The 24,649-nt window shown below is 44.1% G+C and carries 14 protein-coding genes; 7 read left to right on the plus strand and 7 right to left on the minus strand.

Annotated features, from left to right (window positions below; all coding sequences use genetic code 11):
- The first annotated feature begins 150 nt into the window (after positions 1-150).
- Positions 151-1,671 carry an RtcB family protein gene (locus QE357_RS18600; protein WP_309710597.1) on the plus strand — a complete coding sequence of 507 codons (1,521 nt, stop codon included), beginning with the start codon at positions 151-153 and terminating at the stop codon, positions 1,669-1,671.
- 195 nt (positions 1,672-1,866) lie between these two features.
- Here QE357_RS18600 and QE357_RS18605 read toward each other — a convergent pair whose 3' ends face one another.
- Positions 1,867-4,155: a GH92 family glycosyl hydrolase gene (locus QE357_RS18605; protein WP_106637202.1), complete on the minus strand. Its 2,289-nt coding sequence runs from the start codon at positions 4,153-4,155 to the stop codon at positions 1,867-1,869.
- 187 nt (positions 4,156-4,342) lie between these two features.
- On the opposite strand from QE357_RS18605, the gene QE357_RS18610 reads away from it, so the two are divergent.
- The 4 genes from QE357_RS18610 to QE357_RS18625 all read left to right on the plus strand — a co-directional run bounded on the left by QE357_RS18610 (position 4,343) and on the right by QE357_RS18625 (position 8,214).
- On the plus strand, positions 4,343-4,735 hold the full coding sequence (locus QE357_RS18610) for a DUF1398 domain-containing protein (protein WP_106637201.1): 393 nt from the start codon (positions 4,343-4,345) through the stop codon (positions 4,733-4,735).
- 402 nt (positions 4,736-5,137) lie between these two features.
- The gene (locus QE357_RS18615) at positions 5,138-5,779 is read left to right on the plus strand and encodes a Fic family protein (RefSeq protein ID WP_309710600.1); all 642 of its coding nucleotides are present in this window, start codon (positions 5,138-5,140) and stop codon (positions 5,777-5,779) included.
- Between the two features lie 59 nt (positions 5,780-5,838).
- A complete protein-coding gene (locus QE357_RS18620; RefSeq protein WP_309710602.1) occupies positions 5,839-6,795 on the plus strand; it encodes a hypothetical protein in 957 nt (318 codons plus the stop codon).
- A gap of 888 nt (positions 6,796-7,683) precedes the next feature.
- Positions 7,684-8,214 carry a DUF6563 family protein gene (locus QE357_RS18625; RefSeq protein ID WP_106637198.1) on the plus strand — a complete coding sequence of 177 codons (531 nt, stop codon included), beginning with the start codon at positions 7,684-7,686 and terminating at the stop codon, positions 8,212-8,214.
- Between the two features lie 63 nt (positions 8,215-8,277).
- On the opposite strand, the gene QE357_RS18630 is transcribed toward QE357_RS18625, so the two are convergent.
- Complete coding sequence (locus tag QE357_RS18630) at positions 8,278-9,549, minus strand: amidohydrolase family protein (RefSeq protein WP_106637197.1); 1,272 nt, start codon at positions 9,547-9,549, stop codon at positions 8,278-8,280.
- Between the two features lie 1,015 nt (positions 9,550-10,564).
- Between QE357_RS18630 and QE357_RS18635 the strand changes: the two genes are divergently transcribed.
- On the plus strand, positions 10,565-11,266 hold the full coding sequence (locus tag QE357_RS18635; RefSeq protein WP_106637196.1) for a hypothetical protein: 702 nt from the start codon (positions 10,565-10,567) through the stop codon (positions 11,264-11,266).
- 12 nt (positions 11,267-11,278) lie between these two features.
- On the plus strand, positions 11,279-12,982 hold the full coding sequence (locus QE357_RS18640) for a hypothetical protein (protein WP_309710606.1): 1,704 nt from the start codon (positions 11,279-11,281) through the stop codon (positions 12,980-12,982).
- 63 nt (positions 12,983-13,045) lie between these two features.
- On the opposite strand, the gene QE357_RS18645 is transcribed toward QE357_RS18640, so the two are convergent.
- The 5 genes from QE357_RS18645 to QE357_RS18665 all read right to left on the minus strand — a co-directional run bounded on the left by QE357_RS18645 (position 13,046) and on the right by QE357_RS18665 (position 24,607).
- On the minus strand, positions 13,046-14,395 hold the full coding sequence (locus QE357_RS18645) for a vanadium-dependent haloperoxidase (protein WP_309710609.1): 1,350 nt from the start codon (positions 14,393-14,395) through the stop codon (positions 13,046-13,048).
- Complete coding sequence (locus QE357_RS18650; protein ID WP_309710611.1) at positions 14,392-17,703, minus strand: VCBS repeat-containing protein; 3,312 nt, start codon at positions 17,701-17,703, stop codon at positions 14,392-14,394. Before QE357_RS18650 ends, QE357_RS18645 begins: the two co-directional genes overlap by 4 nt.
- Before the next feature lie 140 nt (positions 17,704-17,843).
- A complete protein-coding gene (locus tag QE357_RS18655) occupies positions 17,844-19,697 on the minus strand; it encodes a RagB/SusD family nutrient uptake outer membrane protein (RefSeq protein ID WP_106637192.1) in 1,854 nt (617 codons plus the stop codon).
- Positions 19,698-19,766: 69 nt separating this feature from the next.
- A complete protein-coding gene (locus QE357_RS18660; RefSeq protein ID WP_309710614.1) occupies positions 19,767-23,288 on the minus strand; it encodes a TonB-dependent receptor in 3,522 nt (1,173 codons plus the stop codon).
- Between the two features lie 191 nt (positions 23,289-23,479).
- On the minus strand, positions 23,480-24,607 hold the full coding sequence (locus QE357_RS18665; protein WP_309710617.1) for a FecR domain-containing protein: 1,128 nt from the start codon (positions 24,605-24,607) through the stop codon (positions 23,480-23,482).
- Positions 24,608-24,649 lie beyond the last annotated feature (42 nt).

A 24,649-nucleotide genomic window follows, 5' to 3' on the forward strand; every position in this document is an offset into this window, starting at 1 on the left:
CAAAACCCGGCATCGGATTTTGGACGGAAGGATCGTGATGGTTCCGGGCGGATGAGATAGCACCTCAAGGATGACTTAGGCCTAAGTATCCCTATATAGCCCGGAACTGCGTGTTTCGGGCTTTTTTGTTTTATTTCAACCTCAATTCACATGGAAACCCTTATTACCCAGGACGAGTTACTGGCCCTGGGCATTGACTCTCCCGAATTACAAAAGCAATTTCTACGAGTCTCTAACGGCCTGATTTCAAACGGCGTTTATCCTAAAGATAAGGTAATGACGCTCTTTGCTCAGTTGTTGGAGAACCCAAAGAAGTTTGCGTACTCTAAAAATAAATTAACCAACCTCGGACTCGCCGTAAAGAAGATGGCAGATGCCGGGCTATCCATCACCCTGACTGATTATGCCCGGGAAATTCTGGCGGTAGAAGCCGCCCGCACCCCCGTATATGAGTTACCTGCACGGCCCGGTCAGACTACGCGGGAGTTTATTTTACGCGAAGAACCCCTGCCCTACCAGGTTTACGGACCGGATTTTATCGAAGAAGGAGCGATCAAACAGATGCAGACGGCGATGCAGTTACCCATTGCAGAAGCCGGAGCCTTGATGCCCGATGCTCACCAGGGTTATGGTTTGCCCATCGGCGGGGTGCTGGCAACGACGGCTAATACCGTCATTCCTTACGCCGTTGGTGTGGATATTGCCTGCCGGATGTGCCTGAGCGTGTTTGACTTACCTGCTTCGATGATTCAAAACGAAACCCGTTTGCTGAAGTCGCTTTTAAACGAACATACGCATTTTGGTATGGGAAGTGAGTCACGGAAGAAATTTGACGATACCCTTTTTGAAAAACCTGAATGGTCGGCAACCAAGCCCATTCGCGAGTTACGCGATAAGGCCTATCGTCAGTTAGGAACATCCGGGACGGGAAATCACTTTGTGGAATGGGGCGAGCTGGAAGTACTTTCCAACGAGTTATTACCCGCTGGAAAATACCTGGCCTTGCTTTCCCATTCAGGCTCGCGGGGTTTTGGTGGTAACATTGCCAATCATTATTCTAAACTGGCTATGCAGAAGACAAAGCTTCCTAAAGAAGCTCAGCATCTGGCCTGGCTGGATTTAGATTCTCAAGAAGGGCAGGAATACTGGATTGCCATGAATCTGGCGGGAGACTACGCTTCAGCCAATCACCACGAAATCCATAATAAAATGGCTCGAGCGTTGAATCAGTCACCTCTGGTAATGGTGGAAAACCACCACAACTTTGCCTGGAAAGAAACGCTGGCCGATGGCCGGGAAGTGATCGTTCACCGCAAAGGAGCTACGCCTGCGGGTGAAAAGGATTTAGGGATTATCCCCGGTTCGATGACGCAGCCTGGTTATGTCGTTCGTGGAAAAGGGCTCGATGCTTCGCTGCAATCAGCTTCACACGGAGCAGGGCGACTCATGTCAAGAACCAAAGCTATCCAGACGATTCAAAAGTCTGACGTAAAGAAAGCTCTGGAAGAGGCGGGCGTTACGCTTATTGGAGCCGATCTGGACGAAGCTCCCATGGCCTATAAAAACTTGGAGCATGTCATGGCGGCTCAAACGGATCTGGTTAGTGTATTAGCGAAGTTCTCACCCAAAATCGTCCGCATGGCTGATGGTCGCGAGAAAGCGGAAGATTAATCTGGTTTGAGAGATTTGATTTGACAGGGTTTGAAAACGTTTTGATTCTATCAAATCTTCAAACGAAATCAAAACCTGTCAAACTAATAAACCACAGAGTTACTCAGAGTTATGCACAGCGTTTACTGTGTTGACTTTTGAGTAACCCTGTGGTTAAAACTTTGCACTAATAACTCTCAACCCAACAACCAACAACTACTTTTTAGCCGTTGAGAACGAGTAAGGGGCATCTGAGGCAGCCGTTCCACGTTGCTTGTTAGGCTTGGCAGACATTTGGAAATTGATGGTGGCTCCCTTCATTAATTCCTGATGGCTCAGCCAGTTTTTCGTAGAGGCCTTGCCGTTCACGTTTAAAGACTGTACGTAGCGATTATTATCATTGTTGTTAGCCGCTGAAATCACCACTTTCTTGCCATTTTCCAGCTCAACCGTTGTTTTCTTGAACAAGGGCGTACCCAATACATATTGGTCGGTGCCGGGACAAACGGGATAGAAACCCATCGCGGAGAATACATACCAGGCCGAAGTCTGACCGTTATCTTCATCCCCACAATAGCCATCAGGCGTGGGTTTATACATCCGCTCCATTACTTCCCGCAGCCAGTACTGAGCTTTCCAGGGTTCGCCCGCGTAGTTGTAGAGGTAAATCATGTGCTGAATGGGCTGGTTGCCGTGAGCGTAATTGCCCATATTCATAATCTGCATTTCACGGATTTCATGGATAACTCCACCGTAGTACGAATCGTCGAAAATCGGAGGCACTACGAATACCGAATCCAGCATTTTCACGAATTCTTTCTTACCGCCCATTAAATCAGCCAGACCCTGTACATCATGAAAGACCGACCATGTGTAGTGCCAACTGTTTCCTTCGGTGAAGGCATCCCCCCATTTGAAAGGATTGAAGGGCGACTGGAATTTACCGTCCTTATTTTTACCCCGCATCAGCTTGGTTTCAGGATCAAACAGATTGCGGTAGTTCTGGCTGCGTTTCGCAAACAAATCAATCTCCGCCTGCGGACGGTTAAGGGCTTTCGCTAACTGATGAATCGTCCAGTCATCATAGGCGTATTCCAGCGTCCGTGCCGCGTTTTCGTTGATTTTGACATCGTAAGGAACGTAACCTAGCTCATTATAGTACTTTACCCCTTTTCGGCCAACGGAACTCAATGGGCCTTCGTTCTGGGTATTTTTCAGGATTCCTTCGTACAGCGTATTAATATCAAAACCACGAGCCCCTTTCAGGTAAGCATCCGCAATCAGCGAAGCTGAATTCGAGCCAATCATACAGTCACGATGACCAGGGCTGGCCCACTCGGGTAAGAAACCACTTTCTTTATAGGCATTCGCCAGACCTTCCATGATGTGGGCATTCATACTGGGGTACATCAGGTTAAAGAAAGGAAACTGTGCCCGAAAGGTATCCCAGAAACCGTTATCCGTAAACATGTACCCAGGTAACACCTGACCATTATAAGGACTGTAGTGCATGACTTTTCCAGATGCATCCAGCTCATAAAACTTGCGGGGAAATAGCATCGAACGGTACAGGCAGGAATAAAACGTCCGGGTTTGGTCTACCGAACCGCCCTCTACGTTCAGACGGCCCAGCTCCTTATTCCAGATTTTGCGGGCTTTTTCTTTGACCGTCGCAAAGTCATCCTTACCAATTTCTTTTAAATTCAATTCCGCCTGCTCGGCACTGATAAAGGAAGACGCCACCCGAGCATATACTTTCTCACCTTTCTTGGTAATAAAACCAACGACTGCTCCTACGTGGTTATCCTGCACCTGCATTTTGTTGGGGACAGCATCTTTTCCACTCCAAACCATCGTGTTGGCAAAGGGACGATCAAACTGAATAACGAAGTAGTTCTTGAAATTGGAAGGCACTCCACCGCTGTTTTTGGTCGTGTAACCTACAATTTTATTCTCTTCAGCAATAATTTTCACGAATGAACCTTTGTCAAGGGCATCGATAACCACACGGGATTCTTTACTGTCGGGGAAAGTAAATTGTAAAGCCGCCGCTCGCTCAGTCGGAGCAATCTCGGTGGTTACGTCGTGATCCGCCAGATATACTTTGTAGTAATAAGGCTTAGCTACTTCCGATTTATGCGAAAACCAGCTGGCCCGCTCGTCTTGATCGAAACGAAGCTTACCTGTAGTAGGCATGATGGCAAACTGACCGTAGTCATTAATCCAGGGACTGGGTTGGTGAGTTTGTTTGAACCCGCGAATTTTATCCGAGTCATACGTATAAGCCCATCCATCGCCCATTTTACCTGTCTGGGGCATCCAGAAATTCATTCCCCAGGGCAGGGCAATGGCGGGATAAGTATTACCAGTAGAGAGACTGTGCTTCGATTGGGTTCCCATGAGGGTATTCACCCATTCCACGGGTTCGGCTACTTTGGTCACCTCCTGAGCGGTTGCCGTCAACATCGACAAGCCCAGCAGGCTAAGCAGACAAGAGCGTATCATTAATGAAATGTTTAGAAAGTGGTATTCAATGGAAAAAGTAGCAATTTGGTGGTTTCAACTCATTTTCCAGCAGAAGAAAGCCGAAAAACCTTTGGAAAGCCAAACGAAGTTTGTAGCCATTGATCTATTCGGACTTTAAACAAACGATTCCCCTCCTAGTCTCAACCTTAATCCAAACCTTACACTCATGTTTACCGTAGAACAGATTGAACAGGCTCATGAAAGAGTAAAATCAGGAGCCGATTTTCCAAAATATATTCAGGAAATCAAGGCCCTAGGCGTAACGACATTTGAAACCTGGGTAAAGGACAGTCACACGGACTATTTCGGCGAAAATGATTATCAGACTTCATCTCAGCCACAATATGAGGAGCTAAGCATTGCAGCTACCAATCAATCTGAAGCATTCAAGCAATACCTGAAAACTCACCAGCGAGGAGAAACGGATTATTACACATTCTGTCAGCATTGTGCTGAAACGGGCATTGAGAAATGGATAGTCTCTTTACAGCAGATGACCTGTACTTATTATGATCAGGCAGGTAATGAGATTTTGGTGGAACAGATTCCTGGTTACTAACTTATTACTCGGCTTTTCCTGCCATCCTGCGTAAAGCGACGGCTAAACCCCTCGCCTGTCATCTCGAACGACGTGAGAGAACTTCTACAGAAGGAGACGGATTTAGAGGAGTAAAGCTTTCCCTAAGCCAAGTAAGCTCGTCAAATCAATAAGATCCTTCTTCGCTCTGGATGACAGGCTTGTTTTCTTGTGTCATCTCAAGAGTCATTAATCTACCATCATTTCCCACTACCTTAGGTCATTCAAAGCCAACGGCTGGTACGCTATGAATGCAACCCTTTCGAACACTTATTACGACGATTATCTGTCTTCTCTACTTACTTTATTTCTGCAGCTTTTGCTGAGCTAAAAAGCAAAGACTGGACGATTGATAATTTCAAGTTTTACACCGCGGTATCGGTCATGGCTTCTTCCCGAATCGAAGGTGAAAGCCTGGAGGTTGACAGTTACGTTAAGCATAAGTTGCTTGATATCGAATATTTACCAACGCTAACCGAGAAACCCAATGATTTGTATCGGGCCTATGAATTTGCCCGGGATCATTCGCTAACACTTAACCATTTTCTTCAAGCTCATTCCATAGCTACTGAACATTTATTACCCGAAGCTTTTAGAGGAAAGGTAAGAAACCGAAACATGCTAATTATGGATCAGCAGAGTAATCGTATTCGCTACGAGGCTGCTTCAGGAAATGTAGTAAAAGAAGAATTTGAGATTTTCTGGAGCGAAGTAAACGCCCTGATTCAGCAGGAATTAAGTCTTGAAGAAGCCTTTTATTATGCCGCTTTTATTCATCTGGTTTTTGTAAAAATCCATCCGTTCAACGATGGGAATGGACGAACGGCCCGCTTGCTAGAAAAGTGGTTTCTCGCCAGCAAGCTGGGTGAAAAAGCCTGGTACCTCGGGAGTGAATTTTATTACTATACTCACTTGCAGGACTACTATAACCATCTGGGAAGAGTTGGGTTATTTTATAAGGCTTTGGATTATGACAAGGCTTTACCTTTTTTGAGGATGTTACCCTTGAGTTTGGTGTATAAATAATACCCCTTAGTATTTTCTATTCTTACCGCTTCATTAACATACATTTTTACCTAATCTAAATGAATAAAATATTTACTTACCTCAAGGTCATAGCTATTCCCGTTGCCTATGGATTAATACTCCGTTATCTATTTGGGGTTGAGGATTGGCAAAGACTGTATTCTGTCATGTCCCTTACGTTTCTGGTTTGCTTACCAACCATCATGGGCATCCTGACCATCTTTTTTTCCAGTGAAGAAAAAGCGAAAGAACGTTCTTATCGCTTTTTTGCTCCCTGGGTTCCTATTCTGTTTTTTTTCGTACTCACTCTACTAGTGGGATGGGAAGGATGGGCCTGCTGGCTTATGGTATTACCGCTTTTTTTTCTAGCTGCTTCCCTAGGGGGCTTTATTGGCTGGAGACTTAAAAATAGGAATCGGAACAAAAGAGTATACTTATCTACCATCCCCTTAGTACCTTTACTCATTACCCCACTTGAAATGACAGTTGGCTCAATACCAGGCACCTATCAAGCTTATACCTTTATCGATATTCAAGCTCCTGCCGAGAAAATATGGAGTAATGTTACCAGAGTTAAAGAAATCAAAAAAGAACAAGATACAGGTTGGCTAACCAACGCCTTAGGCTTTCCTAGACCCGTCAAGGCCATCCTCAATTATGAAGGAGTCGGAGCGTATCGCGAAGCTATATTCACGAATGGATTAGTTTTCCATGAAACTGTTTCTGAGTATATTCCTCAAAAGAAAATGGTATTTTCAATTAAGGCTTATCCCCACGAAATTCCATCAACGACGCTGGATGAACACGTAGTTATCGGAGGTAAATACTTTGACGTATTGAATGGAACGTATGAATTAGAAAAATTGAATTCCAAAACGTATCGATTGCATTTATATAGTCACTTTAAATTAACAACTACCTTTAATTTCTATGCAAGCTGGTGGGCCAGATGGATTATGCAGGATATTCAGGATAACATTTTACAGGTAGAAAAGTATCGAGCAGAAAATGAATAAATTACCCATTATACAGATTGATTTCATGAAAACTACGAATGATCAGTGGAGTGTTACGATTAGAGTATCTACAACATTTTATGGCTTCTAATTGTCTCTTAACCATGCCGTCTTAAAATTTGTCAACTAGTTAATAGATAATTATTGTAAATAATCAAATCTTCATTTAGTACCCATAACGGATTTTATAGTAAACTCTTTAGTTATGCATTTAATAAATTATTATGCATATTTGAAATCTTTCACCATAAACTTCCTATCTATTACGATGAGCTTATTTTTTCGATTGACTTTTGTTATATACTTTTTTAGTTATTTAAACTTTACTGTTTCAGGACAGCATATTATCGAGTTACCAGAACACACTTTAACTACTAATAATCTTGGATTTAATTTTAAAAAGGTTATAGATGCCCGACTTTTTAAGGATAATATAGGCCTATTACAAATGAATTAATCGAATGCAATTTTCCAGCAGATGTATCAGAGTATTTAGAAAGTTACCTTAAAAGAAATCTTTCTTCTAGTGGAGACAGCCTAGTTCTAGTAATAAATGATTTATGGGTTAGTAACAAATCAAATAACAATACTGGTGAAAAAAAAGTAGGTCTTTCGTTTACTATCTGTCGTCAAGACACTTTAGGTAAACTATGGAATATTTATTACGTTGAAAACTTAGCCGAAATAAGCGATTGGAGTGGTCAGGCAAGCTATGGAAAAAAAATTAGGAAATTATTTGATATTTGTCTTAGTGAATTCTCAAAAACTAACTGGAGAAACAATGCCGGAACCTTATTTGAGCTGGGACCACAAACCAATGATAAAGTAGCCAGTTTATTTGAACAAGTTATATTTCCTGCAGGACTATATTTTTCTATTCCTGAACTTATGGATAAGAAACCTAGCATTTTGCCTAACTATATTGATAGTAAACGGTTAGATGGCAAATATTTGGCTATAAAAAACTTGAAGGCTCTTTCTGAAGGAAAAAAGGCATTCGCCTATTCGGATGGGAAGCGTCTGTATATATATGCGAATCAGTACAAAGTGGGAAATAAGGCTACTTACTTTGCACCGGTTCGAGAAACGGGTCGGTTCTTTTTAGTTGAAGATGAACTTGATGCTAGTAATATGAGAATATTGTATTCTTATGGATCAATTGGATTGGCCATTTCTGGGGCAATCTCAGGAGTTGATAGAACAACCGTCATTAATAGGAATGACTTAGGCTTTATTGTGGATTTGTATACTGGACAAACCTATACATGTAACGATAAAGGAATATTGAAACTTCTTACAGAATTTCCAGAAGCTCGGGAAAGATACTTAAACAAAAAGGATCGTAAAACAGCTTCTGTATGGCGTTCCTGCATTATGTATTTGAATCGAAATGAGTTTAATAAATTAAGTAAAAATTAGTTATTTAATCTAAAACTTAAAAAACGGAGGCCGAGCTATTTACTCGGCCTCCGTTTTTATTGCCTACTCATTCTTATAAACCACTCCATCCTTCATAACAAACTTGACATTCATCATCGTTTTAATGTTCTGTAAAGGATTTTCAGAGGTAGCTACAATGTCAGCCATTTTTCCGGTTTCGATGGTGCCGATTTGTTCTTTAATTCGTAGCAAATCTGATGCACTGGCTGTGGCGGCTTTGATGGCCTCCATGGCGGGCATACCGGCTTCTACCATATATTCGAATTCCTTGGCATTAACGCCGTGAATGGAAACGCCCGAATCGGTGCCGAAAGCGATTTTCACGCCTTCTTTATAAGCCTTCGCAAACATACTTTGAATCTTTGGCCCTACTTCCAGGGCTTTTCGGGCTTGAACCAGCGTGTAATACCCCATGATTCTTGCTGAATCTGCTACGGTTTTTCCCGCCAGAATCGTTGGTACTAAGTAAGTCCCATGCTTTTTAAACAAAGCAATCGCTTCATCATCCATATACGTGCCGTGCTCCACACTAGTAACCCCCGCCCGGATGGCCCGCTTCATGCCTTCGGCTCCGTGAGCGTGGGCGGCAACCGTAAAGCCGTAATCCTGGGCTGTTTCCACGATTCCCCGAATTTCATCTTCGGTAAACTGTGGGTTTTGTGAATTGGAAGCCAAACTCAGCACGCCACCCGTAGCTGTGATTTTGATCAGATCGGAGCCATCTTTATACCGCTGCCGAACGGCTTTACGGGCATCTTCTTTTGAATTTACTACTCCCTCCAGCGGCCCAGGGTCACCCATCAAGTCTTTCCGATACGCATTCGTCGGGTCAGCGTGCCCTCCAGTGGTGGCAATGGATTTTCCTGACGTATAGATTCTTGGGCCTACTACCAAGCCTTTGTTAATCGCGTTTCGTAAAGCCACGTTAACGCCACTCCCGCCCAGATCACGCACAGTAGTAAAACCAGCCAGCAAGGTATTCTTGGCGTTTCGAGTCGATTCAAAGGCAATGTCGGCAGGGTTAAGCGTAAAGCGGTCAATTGCCCCTCCACGACGAGTCTCGGATTCCAGATGCACGTGGCAATCAATTAGCCCCGGCATTACCGTCTTACTTTTCAGATCAATAACCTTTTCCCCGGATTTGGCTGATTTATAGCCCTTTTCAATGCCAATGATTTTATTTTTCTCAACGACAATCGTCATTTGGCTCTTGGCTTCGTTTGCTACGCCATCAATCAAGGTACCACAATGAATGAGTGTATTCTGAGCAAAAAGACCCCCTGGCAGCAGACAGAAGAATAGAAGTTTTTTCATAAACTAATTTTGATATGGAAAGATGATCGGTATTTAGCCTATAAAAATATAAAATTTTAAAATAGCATCTATTTTATATATAAAATTTTGTCAAACATAGTATTATCAAAACATACATCAGATCACTCCTAGTAATTCAACACACCTATGATTCACCTTAGAGGTTGAATCTCAAAAGATTATATAGGTATTGCCAGAAGCTTGGCAGGTAGAATACTCAAGAAGGCTTAAAATGCCCTGCCCCAGCTCTTCTTTCCAGTTATTAAACATTAGTTATTTAATTGAATCGTCATTTCATCTGATTAACAAGCATTCATAGCCCATCTTATTTTCTCTTCTACTGATCTTAAGTTGCGTGCATTGAACGCTAACTATAGCTCCGTTAATTATAAATTTTTCCCACCATATTATAAGTTAACTTATTATTTAATCTTACTAATAAGTGTTCATTTATATAAAATGTAAAACTTGATTCGTCTCAATATTTAACTTATCTCAATACCTGACGCATCACTAAATGATATATAATTAATCTATTAATCCCGCACCATTACTTATCAAAAGTTACTCTACTTGATATAATTCAACAAAGAATGTCCATTACCTCTTACAAAACGTATTATCTATAATGAAACTACTATGAGTAACAAGTTAAATAGTTAGGTACAAAATTTACAATTAACCTACAAAAATCAATGTACTAATACCAAACACTCAATTTTATTAATTGAGTGTTTATAAATATTAAAATAATTTTAATAACCATTAATGGTTAGCAATACAAAAGGCTCAAATTCAATATATTTGTTAGGCAGATATTCCAGTATTTGCAAGTAAGTATAACCTCTATCTCTATCTTATTTAAAGCCTTAAAACTCCTCCCTAAAACCAGCTATTTTTTCAATAATAGGCACTATATACAATCAAAAATTAACAAATTTCAATTGAGTATTTTTATAAACATTCTTTTCAACCGCAATCTTGATCTATAATTTAAACCCTAACTATTTGTCTAATGAAAAAAGTTTTACTACTACCTCTATTGTGGGGGATTACTTTTCAGAGCTTTGGGCAAGACGTCGACTCCAGTAAGTCGGAACGTCCGCTCCCAACGTATACGGAAGGTTTTGCTCTGGGTTTGAAAGCTGGAACCGCAGGCTTTGGGCTCGATCTGTATCATTCTATTAATCGCCACTTCACCGGAAGAATAGGTTTTGGACTCTTCAATTACAAAACCCGGTTCATTTCTGGATCTAGTACAGATGATGTTCAAATCGGTTTGGATGGAAATATCAAGATTAAAACGGTTAACGCCCTGATCGATTATTACCCTTTTAAACGCATGGGATTTCGTCTGACGGGAGGAATAATGCTTAATCTGAATGAGGTAACTCTGGACGGAAAGCCAACCCGTGACGTAAAACTGGAAGATTTAACCTTTACAGTGGATGAAATTGGCACGCTTTCGGGTAAAGCTGAATTTAATAAACTAGCTCCCTACATAGGCTTGGGGTTTGGGCAGCCTTTTCTTCGCAATCGACTTAAGTTTAACATTGACTTAGGATTCTTTTATCAGCAGTCGCCCAAAGTATCCCTGACCGCCACCAAGATGTTAGAGCCTTCGCAGGACCAGGCCGCTATTATTGAGCGAAACCTAAAGCCTCTCAAGTATTATCCTGTTTTGAATTTAGGTGTCTCCTACCGTTTAAATAAATAATCCACTGCCTTCATGAAAGATACTGTTTTTTCTAAAAAACGGATGCTTGGCGGAGTTCTGCTGAGTTCTTTTCTTGCCGTAATTGTCTTTGCCTGTAAAGACTTAAAGGATATTGCTAATCTGGATCCATTGGAAGATGTAAATTTTTCAATTAATGCGAATCCATTTACTGCTCCGGTGATGATTCGGTTTGTTAACGCAAACCCTACTGCAACCAACCAGCCGGGGGCTTTCGACATAAGCGTTTCGGGTACTAATGCGGACGTTGTTTATATGGCAGATGGTTCAAAAACTTTTAAGGCCTCTCAGGGGCTACTGCCTTTAGGTATGCGATCAAAGGTTACTCCATCAGCCAGTACTCCTTTGAAGTTTACCATTCATGCAACGGTCTCTGGCTTCAGCCCCGTTTCTTATAATGTGATGTTGACGGATACTTCGCAAAGCGAAATCCAGATTCCACTCGTTGAGTTGAACAATCCAGCCGAAGGGACTTCGGCCCGCGTAGCCAGCACTACGGTAGACGGAAACGGAAACACCACAGCTGCCGTCACCATTGTTACCCCCAAAACCGCTGCTACCGCAGATGAAGCTACATTAACTATTGCGTCTGGGACTCAGATGCAGGATGCCTCTGGCAAAGCTCTGGCAGCGGGTCAGGTTCGGATGGAGGTAGTGAATTATACCACGACATCCGATCAATCGCTAAGCTCGTTCCCCGGCGGATTTGTTGCTGATAACGTGCTCAATGCCAGTGGTCAACCCATGAGTCCCATTACTTTTAGTACGGCGGGATTCATTTCCATTAATATGACCTCGGGCGGAACCAGTGTGAAGAAATTCTCTAAGCCCGTAGAAGTTACAATGGATCTGGATGAAACCTTAACTAACCCTACTACAGGCCAGACGATTAAAGCCGGTGAAACGGTTCCACTGTGGAGTTTGAACGAAGAAACTGGCCAATGGAAAGAAGAAGGTACGGCAACGATTTATGCCGATGCCAATGGAAAACTTCAGGCTAAATTTAATATTACTCACCTTTCTAGCTACAATCTGGACTGGTACACTTCCGCCTGTGTTAATCACGTATTAAACATTCAGTTTCGCTTCAGTTCTTCCTCTACGGTCGGTCGGTATTATTACGTTGTCTTCCGGGATCAATCTGGGCGGCTTTTAAGTTACAGATATGTGTATGTACGAGACGGTGAGGTTGCTTCCTTTTATCGCCACCCTTCCTCTCCAAACTTAAAAATTCAGGTGTACGATAATTATTTTAGCTATGGTTCAGCCAAAATCATTGGACAGGCTACCGTAAGTAATCCTTGTTCCAGTGGAACGGTAACTTTAACCGTTACTCCTCCAGCACCCCCTGAATTTGTGAATGTCAAACTTAATTTCACTGCAACGAATACCAAGAGCAAGTACAGCTACCGCCCATCTGGCTGGATCTATTTTTACCGAACGGGAGGTTCCTATTGGTGGGAACCTGGTAGTTATGCGTATCTCTACTCCTATTATGGACAAGGAAGTACTCAAGTCATCAAAAATGGCACCTACTATGTATACGCCTACTTCAATCGGAAATGGGAGTATACCCTCATCAAATTCGATCCCTCAAGTCTGCCTCAAACAATCAATGAGCAGACTTTAAAAGGAAAGGCTAGTTATAATTCAGCTACCAATACTATCGATATTGCCTTGACAGCAGATATTAAATAGGACAGATATACAGTAAAAAAGGTACTTCAACCTGGGTTGAAGTACCTTTTTTATTAATCAGTTTTATGCAATCCAATTGATACAGCTGAAGCTCATAACGAAGTTTTCCTCCAGGCCTTTTCTTTCCAGTTTTTTAATCACCCAGGCTCCTACTTTCTCCCCCTGCGTACGGCCATTCACAATAGCGTCCATGAAGTGAATACCTCCGTATAAACGAGACATCCCCGCCTCATCGGCGGCTTGCATAAACGAAGTAAACGAGCGGGCTTTGAGTCCAAAGGGTTCTTCAACCGTATCGGTATAAGCAAAATGGTCCCCTAAATAATGCGTTAACACCGTAGCAACAGCCGTTGAAATAGTGGAATGCCCGCTGAGGTACTCCGGGAAAGGTGGCGTTTGCAGAAAGGGTCGCCAGTTAGGATCGACTAACTGCCGAATGGCCGTTTCGGGGCGGATGCGATTACTGCGGTATTTCTCATCCCAGCAACAAATAAATCCATCCATTAGGGTAATGGAAACGATGGTGCTCATCTTGAGCGTTTGAGCTAAATTCAAACCCGCTTTTTTGCAGGCTATGCCCGTAATTCCCAGCCAGTGAGCCCCCGGAGAAATTTTCTTCATGCCCACCATCAGGTGGCCATTATCTTCCAAAGCAAAGGGATTACAGTCCCAAAAAGCGGCAATTTCCTTATGATCGTCCGGGAGTTTTTCCTCAACATTAATAAGCATCAGCTTATAAAATTCAGAGTTTTTATCCTTTGAAAAGGCAACCGGCGGAACCGGTTTAAACTGTGAACAGGTATCGAGGGTAAAGGGACGAACCGTGGCAAAATAAGGTTCTACGGGCGAAAAATACCCCGGGGGTGTAGGATACCAGTTCCCTTCCTGATTTTTAGCCTGATAACGCGGATAGTTACTAATGCGGTTATAGCGATCTTTCTTTGCGTATTTAAGTAACTGCTGACTAATCTGCTCGGCATATTTTTGAGAATGCTCCAGCGTTTGTTCCGAAAACCCAATGGCCTTGCAGGAATCAAGAAAATGCTTTTCATAAGCCGCCATGCGACTGCCCGAAGGCTGCATTTTCTTTGACGTTTCCATGACTGCCAAAACTGCCGCCAGAGAAGCCGAGTGCGATTCTAATCCCTGCGGTTGCTCGATTTTGGGACAACCGTTCAATACCCCATACATGCTGTGAATGGAGGAGTCATGCTGGGCCATGACTTCATACCCCGACAAACAGGCGTAGGAAAAAAAGCGGGCAGCCAGCGGCGGATTGGTTACATCATGAATCATGATCTCCGTCATCTCATTCAAAACCCCGGTTAGGGCTTCGGGAGATACCTCGGGCTGCTTTTCTTTCGAACAACTAAACAAAGTAATCAGCAATAAAAAGAGACTGTATTTTTTCATGGCTTGCGGAGTTGATACGCTTCCAGGGGTTTTTGATTGATTCCAAAAAGCAGACGGTTTTCCAGGGGTAATACGCTCCGCACATCACCGCGTAACAGGAAGCCGGATTTGCGTTGAGGAATGTACTGAAATTGTCCTTTGCCGTCTCCTTTCAATAGTACCCCATCATTGGCATTGCAATTCCCGAAACGCAGTCGAGCTTTATTAACATTTCCACAAAGAAGCAGATCCTTTTTACCGTCTTGGTCAAAGTCGAGGCTGGTCACGGTAAATACCGGAGCCAGCTGAGCCTGTATGGGTAAGGCCTGTTCCTGAAAGGTCCCCTTAGGCGTTTGTAACCATAAAGTCGTTTGTAAGGTATTCGCCGATAGCTTCGTACTGCCCTGTAATTCTTCTGGGGTGAAAATGTCCGTAAGCGTGGCTTCGGCGTAGCTTTTATAATCCGGGAATCGCGTCCGCATGATACTCATCTGATCAAGCAATTCATCGCGAGAGACGTAGGGATAGCTTTTTCCCTGAATGTAAAAACAAAGAATAGGGTCCACAGAACCATTATCGTCGAAATCCTTGTACACTAGCTCAGCGGGTTCACGGTCGGAAACTTTGCATTGGGTATTCAGGCCCTGATTACCTCCCAACAAGTCCATTCGTCCATCGCCGTTTACATCGTCCACCAGCAGTTTGTTCCACCACCCCCGATAAGATTTTGGGAAGTATTTACTCGTCTGATCCGTCCAGGTATTCCCACCACTTACAAAGGCCGTAATGGGCATCCACTCGCCTACCACTACCAAATCCGGTTTCTTATCCTGATTTAAATCCAGCCAGGCTGCATCACTTACCATTCCTATACGAGCCAACGCCGGGGCTAGCTTTGCCGTCTGGTCACTGAAATTTCCTTTACCGTCGTTGATTAACAGGAAGCTCGGTGGTGTTTCGGGATACCGCCCGGGTATTACTCTTCCTCCCACAAACAAATCCATGGCTCCATCACCGTTCACATCGGCGGCCCGAACGCAACTTTTGCTAGCGATCATAGTGGGTAAGGCTCCTTTACTGAGTGCGAAATTTCCTTTACCATCATTCAAATACAAATGATCCGACAACCGGGCATCGTTAGGCATGAGGTCACCGTAACCGCCACTCACCACGTATAAATCCGGGAAATTATCTTTGTTTACATCGACAAATAAGGCATCAGCGTCTTCGCTGGAGGTCTGGAAACTCTGTTTACGAGTGAAATTTCCTCCTTTTTGCTGGAGGAATAACTCCCCTACCTTTCCATTACTGCCGCCCACGAATACATCTTCTAATCCATCCCCGTTTACATCGGCTTTTACCATGCAAGGCCCCGTAAACGACAGCGGATTAACCAGTAAAGGTTGTCGCTTGAAATCATTTAAGGAATTGGACGTTGCCTGAACCAATACGGGAGACTTAACGGAATGATACCAGGGGGCTTCACTAGTTCCAGGCTTTTTGCCAGCAGAGGCTTCAGACTGTTTAAGCGTCAGTAACTGATCAGCTTTGACAGCCGTTTTCGTTTGCTGTGAACCGTCCAGCCAGGTAATAGTCAGGGAATCAATCTGAGTAGCTGATTTCAATCCAAAATGCAGTACAGAGGACACGCTCGATTGATACCCTCGGGTAGGCATCTGCTCAAGAAATTGGCGTTGCCCATTTACTGAAATCATTACTTTGGCCCCAATTCCCTGGGTATTCCCCGCCTTGCCTTCGAGTTTTACATTCAAAAAATGATTCTTCCGACTCGACTGGTTTTCATACACACTAGCGACATGATTAACATTATTGACGATTAAGTCCAGATCGCCGTCGTTGTCCAGATCTGAATAAGCAGCTCCATTGCTATTCAGGGGCTGATTAACTCCCCAGGCCGCACTGACATTACTAAAGGTCAGGTTCCCATTATTTCTGAATAGATAATTGGTTACGTTAGAGGACGGAATCTGCTGAACCAGCGTCAGTACATCCTGCCGGTGAATATTACCCTGACGATTTTTCATAAAATCGCCCATGTATTTCAGGAAATCCATGTTGGTGTAGTCCCGCAGATAGCCGTTAGAAATGAAGAGATCTTTCCAGCCGTCATTGTCATAATCCGCAAATAGAGCAGCCCAGCTCCAGTCGGTGTTGGAAATACCCGCGAGTTGACCGATTTCGCTGAAACTCCCATCTCCATTATTTACCTGAAGCATGTTTCGCATGTACTGGTAATAAAATCCCGAACGCAGATTCAACTCAAATTTTTCATAGTTGTCCGCACTCATCAACAGTTTCTGCCTCCGGTTATCTTCGGGTAACATATCCAGCGTAAAAATGTCAGGCAGAGCGTCGTTATTAATGTCAGCGATATCATTACCCATTGAAAATTGGGACGTATGCCGTAAGTAGTTTTGAATTTGATTACGGAAAGTTCCGTCCTGATTATTGATGTATAGAAAGTCTGGAACGGCATAGTCATTCCCAATGTAAAGATCCGGCCAGCCGTCACCATTCATATCTGAAATTCCAATTCCAAGTCCATACGACAGGGAAGCACTCTGGATGCCCGCCTTTGCCGTAACGTCCCTAAAGTGATTACCCGTATTCTCAAACAATCTGGAACCAACGCTGGGATCTTCCTTTTTGAGAATTTCTTTGGTGGCAACCTCATCCAGAACAGGCAGCGATTTAGGATTATGATTTAGTAAAAAAAGGTCCAGATCGCCGTCTTTATCATAATCGAAAAAAGACCCCTGCGTACTATAAGCGGGCTGGTCAAGCCCATACTCCCGAGCCAATTCTTTAAACTGCGGAATTCCATTTCCATTCACACCCTGATTAATAAAAAGCTGATTGGTGCGGTTCTCAGGAGATACATTCCCCGAATAACACACGTAAATATCCAGCTTGCCGTCGCCATTCACATCGGCCATGCTTACACCCGTTTTCCAGGGACCGGGTCGGCCTGCCGCTCCCGAAGCATCCGTAATATCTTTAAACTGTAAATTGCCCTGATTTAGGTACAGTTTGTTGGGAGTCATGTTAGCCGTAAAGTACAGATCATCCCGGCCATCATTATTCAGATCCCCAACGGCTACCCCCCCGCCGTTGTAGAAATATTCATACATTAATATATTGGTATTCAGCCCTTCAGATAAGGTATTACTAAAGTCGATATGCGTCTGATCCGTAGAAAGTTCTTTAAAAAGAGAGGGACCATTATCGGCAGGAAGACCTTCCTTTTTGTCCTTTTCCTGACAAGCCAGAATAAGAACCAGAAGGCTCAGGGGTAAAAAGCGATTCATGCAAAGTTTCAGTTTGGGGGGACACGCGAGAACCAGGTATTCACGTTGCGAAGAACAGTGCCTAGCCTATTTTACGAAAATAATCTACGCCCTTTCAGACGTAGATTATTTGGTAAAAGTATTTTATCCTTTCTAAGAGATTAGTAACCTGGGTTTTGAACCAGTTTATTATTTCGGTTCATTTCATCCCGATTGATAGGAACAAAATACATTTTATCCAGCCACTTACGATTCTCAATACCGGGATCAATGTTGGTAACCTGATATTTGTAGGTATAGCTGTTTGGATCGTATTTGTAGAGACTTACCGTCTTACCCGATTTGAGCGTACCCGTAATCTGGACAATCCGAGCCTGCTGACCGAGTGTGTTTGGAGCAATCATCCAGCGACGGGCATCGTGATAGCGTTGCTCTTCGTAAGCCATTTCAATACGACGTTCGTTACGATAGCGGTCCCGGAGGGCACTTCCCGTTTCAGTAATCGCAGGCATACCGGCCCGGAAACGTATTTTGTTAAGGTACGTTTTTGCTTCGGCATCTTCTCCCAATTCGATACAGGCCTCAACGTAGTTAAGTACCGCTTCCGTGTAACGGATCAAAGGCCAGGGAACCTGTTGACGAGTATTTTGATCAACAATCGATGGGTTCGGATCAATGAACTTACGCATGTAATAACCCGTACGACTTCCGTTCCAGTCTTCTACTGAACTTTGACGAGTATCTAAACCAGCCACCGCAACAACGGCTCCACTGGAGTTGGTTACCTGATACTGCCCAGTCTGAATCTGGTTGTTGGGGTCTTTACCCGCTACATCCGAAGGACGGGGCTTCCAGGGTGCTCCATCGTAAAGGATTGTACCGTAGAAGCGAGGATCGCGGTTCTGGTAAGGCGTGGCCGCTTTCGTAGCATCGCTCCAGTCAAACTTGCTACCATCCATCATTTCATAATCATCCACCAAATTCTGAAGTGGAGTATTACCTGCCCAGTTGTGGTAACCGTTGGGTCCGTTGTTACGGCCTACCCAGGCTCCGGCTTCGTCCTTAAGATCCGTGAAATAACGACCCAGAATCAGGTCTTTCTCTCCACCGTTCTTAGCAGTGGATACATTGATGTAGTTAGTGGTTCCCTGATCTTTGGAAACGGGAGCCGACAAGTTCAACTCATATCCATACGAACCCAGGCTTATGACAGCTTTTGCCGCTGCTTTTGCCTTCTGCCAACGATCAGCCCGGCTACCACTGGTGTACCCTAACACTTCGGGATTGGAAAAGCCAGCAATAGTGGTTGATTTCGTTTTAGCCGTAGGGATATCATGTAAATCACTGGCGGCATACAATAGCACGCGTGATTTAAGAGCCAGAGCAGCCGCTTCAGTAGCCCGACCGGGAAGTAATGACTTTCCTTTCAAAGCCGTAGCGGCATCATCGAGGTCTTTCGTAATGAAAGTGATGCATTCTTCGTAGGTATTCCGTTTTACCGTATAATCGGCTTCTCCCAGTTTGTAGGCACGATCAATGATGGGTACACCACCGTAATATCGCGTTAGTTGCTGGTAAAAATACGCCCGCATAAATTTAGCTTCTCCCAATAATCGAGTCGCCAAGGTAGCATCGCTGAACTGAGGGGTACTCAGGTTCTCGATAGCCAGGTTACAAGCCCGAATCCGGCTGTACATGGCTCCCCACTCGTAGGTATTATTGATCCATCCGATGTCAGCCGGATTGGAGCGAGCTTCCGTAAAGGTGTTAATGCCCCGACCTGGGTGGGTAAATAGAGCCTCGTCGGTCAATGAAGCCAGCATCTGTTCATCAAAACCTCCCTGACCAAAGCCGTTGTAGATTTCGCTCACAAACGCCTCCGCCAGTGGTCCATCCTGCCAGACTCCTGACAAAACCACTTCTCCCAGGGGTTGCTTATTAACAAAGTCTCCATTACAGGAAGCCATAAACGCCAGCACCGCAACGAAACCCAGTTTTTGAATTGATTTTCTCATAGTATGTATTTCATTTCAAGCCTGGATGCTATCCTTAGGTAAGAACAATAGCACCCAAACTAACCTTCCTTAGAATGTGATAGACAAGCCCGTGTTGATGATGCGAGCAGGGGGATAGTACTGACCCGTAGTATTATCTGCTTCAGGATCGTACACTTTCAGTTTGTCCACTGTAAAGAGGTTCAGACCATTTACATAGAAACGCACTGCATTCATGCCAATCTGCTTGCTGATGGTTGAAGGCAGGGTATAGCCTAACTCCAGGTTTTTCAGACGAATGTAATCGGAGCTACGCAGCCAGTACGTGTTGTCGTAAGAATAATACTGGTTACTACGGTCCGCAATCCGGGGGTGTTTATCACTTGGATTGTCCACTGTCCAGCGGTGTTGGTATACGTCCAGCAGGTAGTTACCAATACTTCCAGATTCACCCGTACTAACGTACAACTGAGCACCCGTAGCGTACTGGAATAACACCGTTAGATCGAAGTTTTTGTAGTAGAACGAGCCGTTCAAACCGCCTTGCAGCGTAGGAATGGTGTTCTTGTTACCACGAACGCGATCATCTGGATTAATTTTTCCATTGCCATCGTAGTCTTTGTACTTCATATCTCCAGGACGAACGGTATTCGTAATGGCTGAGTAATCCACCTTGGCAAGCGTGGCATCAATATCGGCTTGGTCCTTGAATACCCCGTCGTATTGATAGAACATGAATGCATTCAGGGGTTTACCCGTCGTACGCTGCCAGGCAGGGGCTCCTGCTGCTTCATCCCAGAAGAGAACTTTGTTTTTGGCGTAACCTCCGTTGAAGCTAATGTTATAGCGGAAATCACCCTTCTGTCCGTTGTGACCAACCTTGAATTCAAAACCGGTATTCTGCATTTTACCGATGTTCTCGGCAGGCAGGTTCATACCCGTTGTTTGAGGAATGGAAGCATTTTTACGCCAGAGGATACTCGTCCGTTTGTTGTAGAAATATTCAAACTCGAAGTTGATTTTTCCATTGAACAACTGACCTTCCAGACCGATGTTTGAGTTATTAGCTACCTCCCAGGTAATGTTAGGGTTAGGAACGCGAGACTCATACAACGTTTTCTGTAACTGGTTATTGATTACGTACGTACCAAAACCTGCCGTCGAATAATACTGATATTCCTGAAGGGACCCGTTATAATAGATCTGGTCATTACCCATTTGGCCGTATGAAGCCCGCAGTTTCAGGTAATTCACGAAGTTGACATTGTTCTTGAAGAAGTTTTCTTCTGAAATCTGCCAACCAGCCATGATACCGGGGAAGAATCCGTAACGGGTTGCTTGGGGGAACATGTAAGAACCATCGTATCGCCACAGGAACTCAGCCAGATACTTCTCTTTGTAGTTATAGGCCACCCGACCGAAGTAGTTCAAACGAGCACGTTCCCAGGCACCACCGTTGTTCGTACGCTCCAGGTCACCACCCGCGAAAAGCTGATCAATAGCGGTAGAGATAAAGTAACGACGGTATGCACTGAAGTTATCGTTACGAACGGTTTCCTTGTTCACACCCGCTAAAACCGTCAGGGCATGGTTTCCAAACTTACGTTCGTAGGTTCCGATTCCACCTAACAGTACGTTCAACTGATCTTCATTACCCTGGGTCAGTCGGGGTTCCGCAGGACCACGTTTGCCTCGTACTAAAACAGGCGTTACGCCATCACTTTCGTACGCTCCCTGGAATGTATACAGATACCAGGGGATTTCCCAGCGTTTGGTTTGTCTGATGTATTTATCCAGAGCAGCCGTTCCGGTAAATTTCAGTCCTTCTACACCCGGAATTTTAATATCAATCGAACCGTTCGTTTGCCAGTAATAACGCGTATCGCGGTCATATCCCGTCTGATTTGTCGTGATTACCACAGGGTTTTCACCGTTTTCAATGTCAGGGCCAGGCATGCCATTAGGCCAGTAAGCTGGCTGCGTAGGCAGACCACGCATCAACATCCGGAAAATGGTTCCAGCTCCTTTCGTAGGGAAGCGACGGTTTTCCTGACGAGCAATACTTCCCAAACTCACGTGTACGTACTTATTGATATTCGCATCCAGATTCAAACGAAGGTCATACTGTTTGTAACCCGTGGCTGAATTTTTGTAATACGCATCCTGGTTTTGATAGCCGATAGAAGTCAGATACTTCACATTTTCAGTACCTCCACTAAGCTGCACATTGTGCCGCGACTGCGGAGACCAAGTTTTCAAAGCATCTTTAAACCAGTCAGTATTGGGGTGGAACCAGGGATCTGAACCGTCCGCAAATTTCTGGAAATCTTCGGGTTTATAAGGAGCTGCTTTTACCGTTCCGTCTGGACGCGTGTAGCTACCTGTAGAGCGGAACGCATCCGTGGCTGCCCGCCATTCATTGGCAGGTAAGTTAAAGATTTCCAGCTCATTACGCATTTCCGCAAACTGAGAAGAATTCGCCAGTTTAGGAATAACCGTTGGCTGCGAGAAACCCTGATTAAAGGAATAGGATAACTCAGGCTTACCCGTTTTTCCGCGTTTAGTTGTAATCAAAATAACCCCGTTGGCGGCCCGGGCACCGTAAATGGCAGCCGAAGCATCTTTCAATACAGAAATCGTCTCGATATCGGCTGGGTTAATGCGGTCAAAACCACCCGCCCGTGCCGGAATTCCATCTACTACGATCAAGGCATCGCTGTTACCCAACGTGTTTGTACCACGAATCCGAATACCGGCTCCGTCATAACCTGGCTCACCACTGCGTTGCACGGCGATTACACCTGGCATCCGTCCAGCAATAGAGTTCGATAAGTTAACGGCGGGAGATTTCACCAGATCCGTACCTTTTACCGTAGTCACCGCACCCGTTACCGTTTCTTTTTTCTGCTCACCGTAACCTACTACGACTACCTCTGACAAAGACTGAGTATCACTTTGTAGAATTACATCAACGGTCGACTTGGTTCCTACGGGAATTTCCTGTTTGAGGTAACCCACGTAACTGAAAATAAGTACGGCTTCGCTGTTAGGCACCGTCAGTTGATAGGAGCCATCGGCTTTAGTTGTTGTTCCGATAGTCGTTCCTTTTACCTGCACACTCACACCTACCAGAGGTAGGTTATCCTCACCAAGCACTACCCCTTTGATAGAAATATCAGCGGGTGTTTCGGTCGTTTCGGTTTTAGTGATTTTTTCACCAGAAATCATCACCGTATGGGCGGCCAGCATGGGTTTCCGCTTCACTACAATTTGCTCATCCATGATCTGGTAGGTTAATTCCAGAGGGTTAAGCAACTCCTGTAAAGCCGAACCAATGGGCTGGTTGCGGAGAGTCAGGTTCACTTTACGATTAGAAGCCACCAGTTCAGGGCTATATAAAAAATGAACGTGGGCAATTTTCGAAAGTTGAGCCAATACTTCTTCCAGTTCCTGATTTTTTACGGCAATAGTAACTCGTTGGCGGAGAACTTCCTGTCCGGAGCTCTCATGTGCGTGACTGACTCCAACAAAAACTACTGCCATGAAAAACTGCACAAAACTGACTTTCATAAGGTCGTACAGCAGTTTGTTTGAGTAGCTAATTTTTTGCATAAATTTGGGAGGTTTAATAAACCAATTAGACAAACAGATCCCCTGCATCCTTTCTGAGAGGATGTGCATTTTTTTGCAAGCTTTTAAGGGGAGATTTTTCGGCCTCCGATGCGGCAACATCGGGGGCTTTTTTTTCATTGGGGTGTTAAAGTTCTACATAGGCAAATCGTCAAGAAGAAACTAGAAATTGATTAAGGTTTAGTACAGCCTTTTCCGTAAATAGCTACTTCGCCATTACGATATTCATACTTGGCTTCAATAGCGGTACATATCAGGTTTAGCTTTTCCTGTAAGGGCCGATCATCCAATACTGCCGTTAGAGAGCAGTACTTCAAGGCCTCCGAATCGTACTGAAAAGCTACTCCATAGGTTTTACTCAGTTTTTCAAATACTTCCTTGATCGGTGTATGAACGTAAGAAAAGGTTTCTTTTTCGAGACTTGATAGTTCAGGCAACGTAATATTTTTGAGATGGAGACTGTAATCCTGTCGCTCAAAGGTGGCCTGCTGTTTAGGTAATACGATCATCGAAGGCGTTTGGCTCTGCTCTTTTTTATAAACCGCCACTGACCCCGTCTTGACCGTTACTTTCACTTCTTCGTCCGTATCAAAAGCCCGGATATTGAAACTTGTACCGGTTACCTTCGTAATTACTTCGTTAGCGTAGACATAGAAGGGTTGCTTTTTATTCTTTTTAACTTCAAAAAAGCCTTCTCCCTTTAGCGTTACCTCCCGTTTATCTGCCTGAAAGATGGTCGGAAATTCTATTTGACTTTTAGGCTGCAAAAGCAGTGAACTGCCATCGGGTAATAACACCAGCTTCGTCCGCTGACTTGTATTTCTGACGATTTCCCAACCTTTTTTATCCTTTTCTACCGGCGTAGTTACTTGTGCCCATTCGGCTTTTACTGGCCGTTGCGATTTCCAATAGATCCAGCTAACGGCTATAGCTCCCAGAGCTACAAAAACAGCCACCGCGATATTCCATCTCCACCAGCGTAACTGATAAACAGGCGTTTCGGGAGCTAGCTGACTTATAATTTCATTGGATCTTTCCTTGATATAAGCATCTGAAAGCTCAATCTCTTGCTCTGTCAAGGCTTGAAGCAGATGTTTTGCCTGGCTGATTGCGTCTTCTGCTTCGGGATATCTTAATAGAAAAGCGACCCAGAAATTTTCTTCTGATTGTGTTGCTTTTCCATAGACCCAATGCCGAAAGGACGGGTTTTCCAGAAAATCCTCTACCTTGAAATCATTATAACTATCCATGAAATAATTAAAGAGAGAGCTTACTTCAATACGATTAGGAAAATGGATCATGGATATACTCTTTGATAATAAATTTTCTTAAAATAATTTTCC

It is taken from the genome of Siphonobacter sp. SORGH_AS_0500 (genome assembly GCF_031453245.1).
Lineage (GTDB): Bacteria > Bacteroidota > Bacteroidia > Cytophagales > Spirosomataceae > Siphonobacter.

Excerpts from the sequence above, each read along its gene's own strand:
- QE357_RS18600 (WP_309710597.1), top strand. The coding sequence starts at position 151 with ATGGAAACCCTTATTACCCAGGACGAGTTACTGGCCCTGGGCATTGAC.
- QE357_RS18605 (WP_106637202.1), bottom strand. The coding sequence starts at position 4,155 with ATGATACGCTCTTGTCTGCTTAGCCTGCTGGGCTTGTCGATGTTGACG.
- QE357_RS18610 (WP_106637201.1), top strand. The coding sequence starts at position 4,343 with ATGTTTACCGTAGAACAGATTGAACAGGCTCATGAAAGAGTAAAATCA.
- QE357_RS18615 (WP_309710600.1), top strand. The coding sequence starts at position 5,138 with ATGGCTTCTTCCCGAATCGAAGGTGAAAGCCTGGAGGTTGACAGTTAC.
- QE357_RS18620 (WP_309710602.1), top strand. The coding sequence starts at position 5,839 with ATGAATAAAATATTTACTTACCTCAAGGTCATAGCTATTCCCGTTGCC.
- QE357_RS18625 (WP_106637198.1), top strand. The coding sequence starts at position 7,684 with ATGGATAAGAAACCTAGCATTTTGCCTAACTATATTGATAGTAAACGG.
- QE357_RS18630 (WP_106637197.1), bottom strand. The coding sequence starts at position 9,549 with ATGAAAAAACTTCTATTCTTCTGTCTGCTGCCAGGGGGTCTTTTTGCT.
- QE357_RS18635 (WP_106637196.1), top strand. The coding sequence starts at position 10,565 with ATGAAAAAAGTTTTACTACTACCTCTATTGTGGGGGATTACTTTTCAG.
- QE357_RS18640 (WP_309710606.1), top strand. The coding sequence starts at position 11,279 with ATGAAAGATACTGTTTTTTCTAAAAAACGGATGCTTGGCGGAGTTCTG.
- QE357_RS18645 (WP_309710609.1), bottom strand. The coding sequence starts at position 14,395 with ATGAAAAAATACAGTCTCTTTTTATTGCTGATTACTTTGTTTAGTTGT.
- QE357_RS18650 (WP_309710611.1), bottom strand. The coding sequence starts at position 17,703 with ATGAATCGCTTTTTACCCCTGAGCCTTCTGGTTCTTATTCTGGCTTGT.
- QE357_RS18655 (WP_106637192.1), bottom strand. The coding sequence starts at position 19,697 with ATGAGAAAATCAATTCAAAAACTGGGTTTCGTTGCGGTGCTGGCGTTT.
- QE357_RS18660 (WP_309710614.1), bottom strand. The coding sequence starts at position 23,288 with ATGCAAAAAATTAGCTACTCAAACAAACTGCTGTACGACCTTATGAAA.
- QE357_RS18665 (WP_309710617.1), bottom strand. The coding sequence starts at position 24,607 with ATGATCCATTTTCCTAATCGTATTGAAGTAAGCTCTCTCTTTAATTAT.